This is a genomic window from Micromonospora sp. NPDC023956, from assembly GCF_040639195.1.
Taxonomy (GTDB): Bacteria; Actinomycetota; Actinomycetes; order Mycobacteriales; family Micromonosporaceae; genus Micromonospora.
Genome location: NZ_JBEZZN010000001.1, coordinates 386,186 through 398,068 on the forward strand (window position 1 = coordinate 386,186; position 11,883 = coordinate 398,068).

General features: G+C 71.8%; 9 protein-coding genes. 6 read left to right on the forward strand and 3 right to left on the reverse strand.

Going from position 1 to position 11,883, the window contains the following annotated elements; all coding sequences use genetic code 11:
* The first annotated feature begins 235 nt into the window (after positions 1 to 235).
* From AB0F58_RS00845 to AB0F58_RS00865, 5 genes are all read left to right on the forward strand, one after another.
* Positions 236 to 1,255 carry a LacI family DNA-binding transcriptional regulator gene (locus tag AB0F58_RS00845; RefSeq protein WP_357135985.1) on the forward strand — a complete coding sequence of 340 codons (1,020 nt, stop codon included), beginning with the start codon at positions 236 to 238 and terminating at the stop codon, positions 1,253 to 1,255.
* Between the two features lie 142 nt (positions 1,256 to 1,397).
* Entirely contained in the window at positions 1,398 to 3,032 is a 1,635-nt protein-coding gene (locus AB0F58_RS00850; RefSeq protein ID WP_357135988.1) for an FAD-dependent oxidoreductase, read from the forward strand.
* A 15-nt stretch (positions 3,033 to 3,047) separates the two neighbouring features.
* Positions 3,048 to 4,322 (forward strand): sugar ABC transporter substrate-binding protein, encoded by a 1,275-nt coding sequence (locus AB0F58_RS00855; RefSeq protein ID WP_357135990.1) that lies wholly within the window; start codon positions 3,048 to 3,050, stop codon positions 4,320 to 4,322.
* Between the two features lie 10 nt (positions 4,323 to 4,332).
* Positions 4,333 to 5,301 (forward strand): sugar ABC transporter permease, encoded by a 969-nt coding sequence (locus AB0F58_RS00860; protein ID WP_357135993.1) that lies wholly within the window; start codon positions 4,333 to 4,335, stop codon positions 5,299 to 5,301.
* Complete coding sequence (locus AB0F58_RS00865; protein ID WP_357135995.1) at positions 5,291 to 6,133, forward strand: carbohydrate ABC transporter permease; 843 nt, start codon at positions 5,291 to 5,293, stop codon at positions 6,131 to 6,133. The genes AB0F58_RS00860 and AB0F58_RS00865 overlap by 11 nt, the downstream gene beginning before the upstream one ends.
* 25 nt (positions 6,134 to 6,158) lie before the next feature.
* On the opposite strand, the gene AB0F58_RS00870 is transcribed toward AB0F58_RS00865, so the two are convergent.
* On the reverse strand, positions 6,159 to 7,940 hold the full coding sequence (locus AB0F58_RS00870; RefSeq protein ID WP_357135998.1) for an extracellular solute-binding protein: 1,782 nt from the start codon (positions 7,938 to 7,940) through the stop codon (positions 6,159 to 6,161).
* Between the two features lie 85 nt (positions 7,941 to 8,025).
* Positions 8,026 to 9,288: a serine/threonine-protein kinase gene (locus tag AB0F58_RS00875; protein ID WP_357136000.1), complete on the reverse strand. Its 1,263-nt coding sequence runs from the start codon at positions 9,286 to 9,288 to the stop codon at positions 8,026 to 8,028.
* A gap of 186 nt (positions 9,289 to 9,474) precedes the next feature.
* Between AB0F58_RS00875 and AB0F58_RS00880 the strand changes: the two genes are divergently transcribed.
* Positions 9,475 to 10,266 (forward strand): NAD-dependent deacylase, encoded by a 792-nt coding sequence (locus tag AB0F58_RS00880; protein ID WP_357136002.1) that lies wholly within the window; start codon positions 9,475 to 9,477, stop codon positions 10,264 to 10,266.
* Between the two features lie 78 nt (positions 10,267 to 10,344).
* Here the strand turns inward: AB0F58_RS00880 and AB0F58_RS00885 are convergent, their stop codons facing one another.
* Positions 10,345 to 11,721 carry a glycosyl hydrolase family 18 protein gene (locus AB0F58_RS00885; protein WP_357136004.1) on the reverse strand — a complete coding sequence of 459 codons (1,377 nt, stop codon included), beginning with the start codon at positions 11,719 to 11,721 and terminating at the stop codon, positions 10,345 to 10,347.
* Positions 11,722 to 11,883: the final 162 nt, after the last annotated feature.

The following is an 11,883-nucleotide window of genomic DNA, read 5'->3' on the forward strand; positions in this document are numbered from 1 at the left end:
GGTGAGCCCGTACGGGCGACAGTGGAGCGGGCCCGTGGTCGATGAGTCTGCGGGCGGACGTCGGCGACCGTCAAGACGCTAATACGAATTAGCAGGCGTGGTCGCCCGACGAACTTTTCCCGCTCCGGGGGTTGACGGCAGGCCGGGGCGGGTCGCAGGATTTCACACCAACGTAGCTAATGCGTATTAGCGCAGAAACGATTGGACACGGAACGTGACCGGATCGCGTAGGCGGGTGACCCAGCAGGACATCGCCCGGATGACCGGCGTCAGCCAGGCCACCGTCTCGCTGGTGCTCAACGGCCGCGACGACGGCAGCGTCCGGATCGCCCCGGAAACCCGGGAACGGGTCCTGCACGCGATCCGCACCACCGGTTACGTCGCCGACCCGGTCGCCCGTCGGCTCGCCGCCCGGCACAACCGGATCCTCGGGGTCTTCACCTACGAGCCGGTCTTCCCCACCGGCACCGGCGACTTCTACCACCCGTTCCTCGTCGGCATCGAGGAGTCGGCCGAGCGGCTCGGCTGCGACCTGCTCCTGCTCACCAGCGCCCCGGTCACCGACGGCCGCCGACGGATCTTCCACGACGACAACCGGCTGCGGCTGGCCGACGGCTGCGTGCTGCTCGGCCGCTCGCTCGACCGGGAGGAACTGGGCCGGCTGGTCGCCGAGGGGCACCCCTTCGTCTCGGTCGGCCGGCGTGACGACGCGGGCGGACCGGTGCCCTACGTCGGCGCCGACTACCCGGTCGCCACCGCCACCGTGGTCCGGCGTGCCCTCGACGCGGGGCACACCGCCCTGGCATACCTCGGCCAGGGGGCCGGGCCAGAGTCGCACGCCGACCGCTTCGCCGGCTACCGGACCACGCTGGAGGCGGCCGGACTCCCGGTGCGGCACGAGCCCACCGCCGACCGCACCGCCGCCGACCTGCTCGACACGCTGCTCGCCGCCGGGATCACCGCGGCCGTGGTCGAGGAGTACGCCGACGGAGCCGCGATCGCCGGCCTCGCCCGGGAACGCGGACTGGCCGTACCGGGCGACCTGTCCATCCTGGCCCTGGGCGACCCGACCCGGCCGGCCGCCAGCGACATCGAGTTCACCGGCTTCCGGATCCCCCGCCGCGAGATGGGCTGGCAGGCCGTCGAACTGCTGACCGGGCTGCTCGCCGAGGTGCCGGGCACGGTCCGCCAGCGGCTGCTGCCGTGCCAGCCGGTCGACGGCGCCACCCTCGCCCCACCCCCCTCGCCCCGCTGACACCGCCCTCGCCCCACCCCCCTCGCCCCGCTGACACCGCCCGCCCCCACTGCCACCGGACCGGGACACCCGCCCCCGGCACCGCTGCCCCGCCCGCCGGGTCCCCCACCCGACGGGCCGACCGACCCGAGAGGACGGATCCATGCCCGAGAAGGAAGCCGAGGTGCTGGTCGTCGGCGGTGGGCTGGGGGGCGTGGCCGCCGCCCTGGCCGCCCTGCGCGCCGGCCGTACGGTGCTGCTCACCGAGGAGTACGACTGGCTCGGCGGACAGCTCACCAGCCAGGCCGTCCCACCGGACGAGCACTCCTGGGTGGAACACTTCGGTGTCACCGCGAGTTACCGGGCGCTGCGCGACGGCATCCGCGACTACTACCGGCGCTGGTACCCGCTGACCGACCGGGCCCGGCGGACCGCCGCGTTGAACCCGGGCGCCGGTCACGTCAGCCGGCTCTGCCACGAGCCCCGGGTGGCGGTCTCGGTGCTGGAGGGAATGCTGGCGCCGTACCGGGGCTCCGGGCGGCTGCGGGTGCTCCAGCCGTACCGGCCGGTGGCCGCCGACGCCGACGGCGACCGGGTCACCGGGGTCACCCTGGCCCACCGGGACACCGGCGAGCGGGTGCACGTCACCGCGCCGTACGTGCTGGACGCCACCGAGACCGGGGAGCTGCTGCCGCTCACCGGCACCGAGTACGTCACCGGTTTCGAGTCCCGGGACGACACCGGTGAGCCGAGCGCGCCGGAGGAGGCCCAGCCCGCCAACATGCAGGCCGTCTCGGTCTGCTTCGCGGTCGACCACGTCGACGGTGACCACACCGTCGACCGGCCCGCACGGTACGACTTCTGGCGGACGTACCGGCCCTCGTTCTGGGGCGACCGGATGCTGTCGTTCCGCTCCCCCAACCCCCGCACCCTGGAGATCTCCGAGCGCAGTTTCACCCCGAACCCGGACGACGACCCGTGGCTGGTCCAGGCCGACCAGCGGCTCAACCCGGGCGACGGCAACCTGTGGACGTTCCGGCGGATCGCCGCGCGGCGCAACTTCGCGCCGGGGACGTACGCCAGCGACATCTGCCTGGTCAACTGGCCGATGATCGACTACTTCGAGCAGCCGGTGATCGACGTGCCGGACCCGGACGCGCAGATCGCGGCGGCCCGGGAGCTGTCCCTGTCGGTGCTCTACTGGCTCCAGACCGAGGCGCCCCGCGTCGACGGCGGCACCGGTTTCCCGGGGCTGCGGCTGCGCGGCGACGTCACCGGCAACGGCACCGCCGCGACCGGTGGGGACGTCACCCACAGTGGCCTGGCCCAGGCCCCGTACATCCGCGAGTCGCGCCGCATCCGCGCCGAGTACACCGTCGTCGAGCAGGACCTCTCCTTGGAGATTCGGGGTGACAAGGGCGCGGTCAGCTACGCCGACTCGGTCGGGGTCGGCATGTACCGCATCGACCTGCACCCCTCCACCGGCGGCGACAACTACATCGACGTCGCCTCGTGCCCCTTCGAGATCCCGCTCGGCGCCCTGATCCCCCGACGGGTGGAGAACCTGCTGCCCGCCGGCAAGAACATCGGTACCACCCACGTCACCAACGGTTCCTACCGCCTGCACCCCGTGGAGTGGAACGTCGGCGAGGTCGCCGGCCTGCTCGCGGACTTCTGCCTGGCCCGGCGGGTCACCCCCCGCGCGGTGCGCTACACCCCCGGCCTGCTGGCCGACTTCCAGAACCGCCTCGCCGACGAGGGCGTCGAGCTGCGCTGGCCCGACATCGCCGGCTACTGAGGGAGGACACTTTCGATGAGGATCCGGTTGACGGCCGTCGTCGCGCTCACCGCGCTGCTCGGCCTGACCGCATGCGGCGGCGCCGACTCCGCCGAATCCGACGGCCCGGTCACCCTGCGGATGACCACGTGGTCGGCGAACGAGGCGCACCTGAAGCTGTTCAACGAGATCGCCGCCGAGTACCTGGCGACCAATCCGAAGGTCACCAAGATCACCTTCGACCCGATCCCGTTCGAGAACTACACCACCACCCTCACCACCCAGATCGCCGGCGGCAACCCGCCCGACCTGGCCTGGGTGCTGGAGAACTCCGCCCCCGACTTCGTCAGCTCCGGGGCGCTGGTGCCGCTCGACGACACCCTCAAGAACACCGACGGCTACACCTTCGACGAGCTGGCCCCGGCCGCGACGAAGCTCTGGAAGGCCGACGGCCGGCTGTACGCGTACCCCTTCTCCACCTCGCCGTTCGGGGTCTTCGTCAACACCGACCTGGTCAAGGCGGCCGGCGCGAAGAGCCCGGCCGAGCTGATCGCCGCCGGCCAGTGGACCTGGGAGAACGCGCTGGCCACCGCCGCGGCGGTGAACGCGAAGAGCGGCAAGGCCGGTCTGGTGGTGCGCGACTTCGACTACAAGGGCTGGGACTTCCTCTCCACCGTCTGGACCGGCTGGGGCGCGCGGGCGTGGAGCGAGGACGGGAAGACCTGCGGCTTCGACTCGCCGGAGATGGTCGAGGCGATGACCTTCCTGCACAAGGGGATCTTCGTCGACAAGGCGCTGCCCGGACCGGGCACCACCGCCGACTTCTTCGCCGGGGAGGCCGGCCTGACCGTCACCCAGATCTCCCGGGCCTCCCTGCTGACCGACCAGAAATTCGGCTGGGACCTGGTGCCCCTGCCCGCCGGCCCGAAGGGTGAGTACGCGGTGATCGGCCAGGGCGGGATGGGCGTGCTGAAGAAGGGCAGGCACGCCGAGGCCGCCGCCGCGTTCCTGGCGTACCTGACCAACCCTGCCAACTCGGCGAAGCTGGCCCAGTTCTTCCCGCCACCGCGCACCTCGCAGCTCACCGCCGCGACGCTCGCCAAGACCAACCCGCTGCTCTCCCCCGAGCAGTTGCAGAAGGTGGTGATCGACGGGATCGCCGAGGGCGTGGTCAAGCCCAGCCACACCGGCCAGGCCGAGCTGAGTCAGGCGGTGCGCGCCGCGCTGGACCCGCTCTGGAAGGCGGACGCGGACGTCCGGCGGGTGCTCGGCGGCGTCTGTTCCTCGATCCGCCCCCTGCTGGCGAAGTAGGGACCGGCCGATGTCGGTCCTGACCAGGGACGCGAAGGGGCGGGCCGGAGACCGGTCCGCCCCCGGCGGGGGCAGTGCGCCGCCCGCCCGGCGCGGCTGGTGGACGACCCGCCGCCGCGATCAGCTCGCCGGTCTGCTCTTCGTCGCCCCGCAGTTGATCGGCTCGGTGCTCTTCGTGCTGATCCCGCTCGGGCTGGTGTTCTGGTACAGCCTGCACGAGTGGAACGTGCTCGCCGACACCTTCGAGTTCGTCGGTGCGGAGAACTACCGGGCGATGGCCGACGACCCGAACCTGCCGTCGGTGCTGCGGGTGACCGGTCTCTTCTCGATCGGGCTGGTGGCGTTCAACCTCAGCCTCGCCCTGCTCCTGGCGGTACTGCTCAACCAGCGGCTGCGCGGCACCATCGTGTTCCGGACGCTGTTCTTCTCCCCGGTGGTCGTCTCGCTGGTGGCCTGGACCATCGTCTGGGGCTTCCTGCTCCAGGACAACGGCGGCGTCAACGGCGCGCTCGGGGCGGTCGGGGCCGACGGGCCGAACTGGCTGCGTGGCGACTGGACGGCGCTGCTGTCGGTGATCGTGGTGCAGGTGGTCAAGAACGTCGGCCTGAACATGGTGCTGTTCCTGGCCGCGCTCCAGGGCGTGCCGGCGGAGCTGTACGAGGCGGCCCGGGTGGAGGGGGCGAACGGCTGGACCCGCTTCCGACGGATCACCGTACCGATGATCAGCCCCACCATCCTGCTCACCTCGATCATCACGGTGGTCGGTTCGTTGCAGGTCTTCGCCCAGATCGCGGTGCTCACCCAGGGCGGGCCGGGCACCTCCACCACGGTGCTCGTCTACTACCTCTACCAGCGGGCGTTCCAGTTCCACCAGTTCGGCTACGGGGCGACCCTGTCCGTGCTGCTCTTCCTGATCGTGCTGGTGCTGACCGTCGTGCAGTGGCGGATGCGCAGGAGGTGGGTCTTCCATGAACAGTAGGCTCTCGCCCCGGACGAAGGTCGCCCTCTACGGCGCGCTCTGTCTGCTGGCCGTACCCTTCGTCTTCCCGACCTGGTGGATGGTCACCTCGTCGGTGAAGCCGATCGGCGACATCTTCGCCTTCCCGCCCTCGCTGGTCCCGACCGAGTTCAGTTTCTCGGCCTACCGACGGGTGTTCGAGCTGCAACCCTTCGCCCGGCAGTACCTGAACAGCGCCTACATCGCCGCCGTGGTCACCGCCGGAACGCTGGCGGTCTCCGCGCTGGCCGGCTACGCCTTCGCCCGGATCCGGTTCCGGGGGCAGCAGGTGCTCTTCGTGGTGGTGCTGGTCGGGCTGCTGATCCCGAGCGAGGTGACCATCGTGCCGCTGTTCCGGATATTCAACTCGTGGGGCATGGTGGACACCCACTGGCCGCTGATCCTGGTGCCGGTCCTCGGTGCGCCGAGCGTGCTCGCCACCTTCATCATGCGGCAGTTCTTCATCGCGCTCCCCGCTGAGCTGGAGGAGGCGGCCCGGGTCGACGGGCTGGGCCGGTTCGCCACCTTCTGGCGGATCGCCCTGCCGCTGGCCCGGCCGGCGCTCGGCGCGGTGGCGATCTTCACCTTCCTGCACAGCTGGAACCTCTACCTCGAGCCGATCGTCTTCCTCTCCTCGCCGGAGAAGTTCACCCTGCCGCAGGCGCTGACCCAGTTCGTCGACGCGTACGGCGGCCCGATGTGGGACGTGCAGCTCTCGGCGGCGTCGATGACCGCCATCCCGGTTCTGGTGATCTTCGTGATCGCCCAGCGCCAGTTCATCGAGGGCCTGGCCCACACCGGCCTGAAGGGCTGACCGGTCCACCGGTCGGGAGCCCGGGTCAGAAGCTGCTGACCAGCTTCACGAACGCCTCGTCGATCCTGGCCGGATCGGTGGCGTCGAACGCCTTGCCGGACGACGCCTTGGCGATCCGGTCCAGGGTGACGACGTCCGAGTCGCGGTCGAAGGCGATACAGAAGACCTTGACCGGACGCTCCGGGTCCAGGGCGACATCGGTGAGCAGTCGCTTCAGGTCGTTGTCCCGGTTGTACTCGTTCACGCCGTCGGTCAGCACGACGACGGCGTTGATCCGCTCCGGGTCGTAGTTGTCGAGCAGGTGCCGGTGGGCGGCCCGGACCGTCGCGTAGAGCGCGGTGCCCCCCTCGACATGCAGGCCGGCGATCCGGCTGTTGATCCGCTTCTGGTCGAAGTCACCGAGCCGGACCTCCTCCCGGTACGGGCTCTCCGGCCGCTTCGACGTCTCCGAGGAGAACGACCAGAGCCCCACCCGGTCCTCCGAGTTGAGCAGCGCGAGCCCCTTGGCCGCCGCCGCCGAGGCGACCTGGAAGCGGGTACGGTCACCGACCGACTTTTCCATCGACCCCGAGGTGTCCAACGTGATCAGGATGTTGGCCTTCTTGCGCAGCGTGCCCCAGCCGTCCAGCATCGCCTCGACCACCGCCGGGTCCGGCGGCGCGAAGTAGGTGAGCCCGCCGGTCGGCTCCGGGCCCACGCTGGCCAGCAGGTCCTCCGGGGCCTCGCGTTCGTGGTCGCGGAAGCCGAGGTCGGCGAAGCTGCGCTGCTGCGGCTCCTCGGTCAGGAAGTCGAGGAAGTCGGCCGCCGCCACCCGCTGCCGTTCGTCGGCCGTGGGCAGCACCACGAAGGGATGGTCCAGGTTGAAGGTGCCCTCCTTCGGGTGGACGGCGACCAGCGGGACTTTCGGCCGGCGCCCCTGCGTCTCGCCCTCCTGCTTCGGGCTCAGCTCCCCCTCGTTGTAGAGGTGGACCAGTTCCTCCTGCATGACGATGGCGCTCATGTCGTCCGTGCTGGCGCCGCCGCCGGCCAGATCCGCCTCGGCAAGATCCCGCAACAGGTCCACCGAGTCGTCGCTGTAGTGCGAGACGTTGGCCTCGATCCGCCGGACGAACTGCGTCACCGCCGGGTTCGTCAGGTCGGACCGGGTCAGGTCGCTGGACCGTTGCACGGCGGCGTAGTAGGTGGCGATCGTCGCCGCCAGGCCGGACGTGGAGAGGTTGGGATTGTCCTTGCCGAAGGTGAACCGCCCCCACTCCGGCTTGCCGAAGCCGGCCCAGCCCTGGCGGCCGGAGAGGCCGAGGATCTCGCCCCAGCCCAACGGTCCACGCTGGCGCACCAGCTCGCCCTTGGGCTTCGGCATCGCGATCACCAGCGGGCTGTTCGCGATCGACGGGTACTGGTCCGGGGTCTGCGGCGTCCGGCCGGCGGCCTGGTCGAGCAGCCGGAGCTGGCCGGTCCACAGGCTCGACGTGGGCAGCCACACCTGCGGCACCGGCAGGTTGGTGCCCTGCCAGCCGGCGGCCAGCGTCTCGGTGGCCTTGCCCGAGTTCAGGCCGCTGACGTGCACCTGGGCGCAGCCACCGCCGTCGAGCGACCGGTCGCTGGTGTTGTACCGCTCGGCCAGCTGGGTGAGCAGCGCCGACTTCTCGGTGGAGGAGTTGACCTCGAGCCGGACGGTGCAGTCGCGGGAGGGTCCGGTGTCGGTCTCCTGCTGCTTGACGAGCACGAACGCCCCGCCGATGACCAGCAACCCGGCGCTGACGGCAGCGGTGTACGGCAACCACCCTCGGGTGTGGGTTGGGGCCATGGGGGCATCCTCCTCGGCAGCCGAGTGCTGGGAGTCAACCTACCGGTCCGGTGCCACCCGCCCGTCGGCGGAGCCGCCGCACTCCTCAGGGCTGGTCGGAGCGACCGCCGAGCGCCATCGCGACCAGCAACCGGACCAGGTAGACCACGACGAAGGCGGCCGCCCCGGCCGCCACGGCCGTGGCCACCGCGGTCGACGCGACGTATCCCACGGCGGCGCCCACCGCGCCGAGGAAGATCGCGGTCGAGACACCCCAGGCGTCGGCGGCCTCCCGGCGGAACCGTTGCCCCCGATCGTCACCCCGGGCGGGCGACGGGGTGGCCGCATCCGGTGCCGTGGGGCGGTCGGATGACGCCCGCCGCTGCCGCGGCGGGGTCTCCGCCACCGGCCGGACCTCGGTCGTCGGCGGGGCCGGTTCGGGCCGGGGCAGCGGCAGCGGCTGGTTCGGCGTGGGCGAGCCGGCGGTCTCGTTGCCCACCTGGAGCACGGTCTCCCGGCGGAGCGGGGCGGTGACCCTGGCGTCCTGCCCGAGCAGCCGCATCAGCACCTGCTCGGCCCCCGGCCGGTCCCCGGGCTCCTTGGCGAGGCAGTCGCGGATCAGCTCCTCGAGGCCCGGCGGGAGCGGCGGCAGGTCGGGTGGGTCGTTCAGTACCCGGTGCATCACCGCGAAGAGCGAGTCGTTGCCGAACGGCGGTCGCCCACCGGCGGCGTAGGCGATGGTGCCGGCCCAGGCGAAGACGTCGCAGGGTGGACCGACCGGGTCGCTGCGGAAACGCTCCGGGGCCATGTAGGCGGTCGTGCCCATCACCCGGCTGGTCACCGTCTCGGTGACGCCCAGGGCACGGGCGATGCCGAAGTCGATCACCCGGGGGCCGTCCGGCCCGAGGACCACGTTGTCCGGCTTCAGGTCGCAGTGCACCACGTCGGCACGGTGGATCGCGGCGAGCGCGGTGGCGGTGCCGACGGCGAGCCGGTGCAGCGCGTTGCCGGCGACCGGGCCGTGCTCGCGCACCTGCCGGTAGAGGCTGGGGCCCTGGATGAACTCGCTGACCACGTAGGGCCGTTCACCGTCCACGTCGGCGAAGAGCACCTGCGCGGTGCAGAACGGGGCGACCCGGCGGGCCGCCGCGATCTCCTTCATGAACTGCGACCGGATCCGGAGGTCACTCAGATCGGTATTGATCATCTTGACCGCCACCCGGTGACCCTCGTCGTCCTCGCCGAGGTAGACCACGCCCTGTCCGCCCGCGCCCAGCCGGCCGAGCAGCCGGTAGGGACCGGCGGTGACCGGGTCGTGCGTCCACAGCGGTGCCAGGCCCGGCACCGGCACGCCGGCCACTCCAGTCATCGGCGACTCCATCAGTGTCGTGTCCCGGCCCTCCGGTGGCGGAGGCCACGGCTATGGTGCCACGCCCCCACCCGGCGGCGACCGACCGCCCGACCGGTGCCCCGCCCGCCGGGGACGACGCCGGTCGGCGGCCGGGTCCGGTCACGGCGGGTGGAACGCGGTCCGCCCGGACGGTAGGTTCTCCGGGTGGACAGTATCCCGGCGGACCCGCCGGTGGGCGAGGCCGCGGCACTACTCGGACGGGCCCGACGGGTCGTCGTCCTCACCGGGGCGGGGATGTCCGCCGAGAGTGGGGTGCCCACCTTCCGCGACGCCCTCACCGGCCTCTGGCAGCGGTACGACGCCCAGGCGCTCGCCACGCCGGAGGCATTCCGGGCCGATCCGGAGCTCGTGTGGGGCTGGTACGAGTGGCGTCGGCACGCCGTCCGACAGGCCGTCCCGAACCCGGGTCACCGGGCCGTGGCCACGATCCAGACCAGGATCCCCGGCACCGTCCTGGTCACCCAGAACGTCGACGACCTGCACGAGCGCGCCGGTTCGCCCGACCCGGTCCACCTGCACGGCAGTCTCTTCGCCCCACGCTGCTCGGCCTGCTCCCGTCCGGCGCCGGTGCCGGACGGCACGGACGGCGAGCCGGCGGACGGCCGGCGGGTGCCGCCGCCCCGCTGTGCGCACTGCGCGGCGCCGGTCCGGCCCGGCGTGGTGTGGTTCGGCGAGGCGTTGCCGCCCGTGGCGCTGGAGGCGGCCGTCGAGGCGGCGTCCGCCTGCGACCTGCTGCTGACCATCGGCACGTCCGGGCTGGTCTACCCGGCGGCCGAGATTCCCCAGGTGGCCGCCCGTCTCGGTGCCACCGTGGTCCAGGTGAACCCGGAGGAGACGCCGCTGGACCGGATCGCCGAGGTCAACCTGCGCGGCCCGGCGGCGACCGTGCTCCCCGCCCTGGTCGACGCCGCGTGGGGCGACGGCCCGACCGGGTAGTGCGGCACGGTCCGCACCGGTGACCGCGCCGACGACGGTGGTCCCGGCCGCGCCGGGCGGGCGCGGCCGGGTCCGGGGTCAGGCCGGCAGGCGCCACACCTGGTTGGCGCCGCCGAAGCAGTCCCAGATCTGCAACCGGGTGCCGTTGGCGGAGCTGTTGTCACTGGCGTCCAGGCACCGGTTCGACTGCGGGTTGCGCAGCGTGCCGTTGGACTGGGGCTGCCACACCTGGGCGCCGGTGCCGTTGCAGTCCCAGAGTTGGATCTTCGCCCCGTTGGCGGTGGCGGCGCTGGTGACGTCGGCGCACTTGCCGAGGGCGCGCAGGGTGCCGTCGGAGGCCACGGTCCAGGTCTGCGCGGCGGTGCCGTTGCAGTCGTAGAGCTGGACGGCGGTGCCGTTGGCGGTCCCGGCCGCGGCGACGTCCACGCACTTGCCGCCGATGCCGGTGATCGGGCCGGTCCGCCCCGGCGGCGGCGTGGTGCCGCCCATGACCGTGTCGTAGATCGCGCTGACCAGCGAGGTCGCACCTGCGGTGTCCTGGGAGAGTTCCCAGTTCATCATGCCGCCGGCGTTGGCCATCGCCCACTGGGTCTTGCGCTTGACGGTCGGGATGCCGTTGTAGCACTGCTGGACGCCGCCGACGGTGGTGCAGTCCCGGTTGGCGTTGGCCGGGTCCATGCCGACCAGCGCGGAGTAGGTGTAGTAGCCGGGCCGGCTGTAGAAGGGCACGCCGAGTACCGCCTTGCTGGCGGGCAGGCCGCGGGCCTTCCACAGGTTCACGCTGTTGATCGACCAGTCGTAGTTGGCGTGCGGGCTGCCGCCGTCGTACGCCATGATGTTCAGCCAGTCGACGTTGCCGAAGACGGAGGTCGGCACGCCCTGCACGGAGTAGCCCTCGCTGACCACGGCGGCGGTGAGCAGCTTGCCCCGGCTGCGCAGGGCGCTGCTGAGCTGCTGCATGAGCAGGCCGTAGTTGGTGGCCGAGGCGCCGGGGTCCGGGTACTCCCAGTCCATGTCGACGCCGTCCAGGTTGTACTGGTTGACGAAGTTGACCACGTTGGTGACGAACGCGCCCCGGGTGCCGGCGTTGGCGGCGAGCGCCTCGAACGCCGAGTCGTCGCCGTTGTTCCAGCCGCCGATCGCGATGGACACCTTGACGTTGTTGGCGTGCCCGAGGGACACCAGGGAGGAGAGCTTGCCGGGGTTCTCCACCGCGCGCAGGCTGCCGTCGCTGTTGGGCAGGACGAAGGCGTAGTTGATGTGGGTCAGCTTGCGGTACTGGACGGTGTTGACGTCGCCGCTCCAGGACGGCATGTAGCCGACGCTCTTGAAGTTGTTCGGCAGCACGACCGCCTCGGCGGTGGTCGGGGTGACGGCGAGGGTCGCGGCGGCGGTGGCCAGGGCGAGCAGGCCGGCGGCCAGGGCGGAGCGGCGGCGGGGACGCGGTGAGGACATCGAGGGCCTTCCCGGAGGCGGGACGCCGTGCCACCACGGCCGGCGCTGGGGGGCCAGCCACCGGTCGGGCGGACGGGCGGGACGGGGACGGTCTTCCTCGAGGCAGCCAAATCCTAAGGAGTATTAACTATTCTCGTCAATGACGTTGGTCGATGTCAGGCC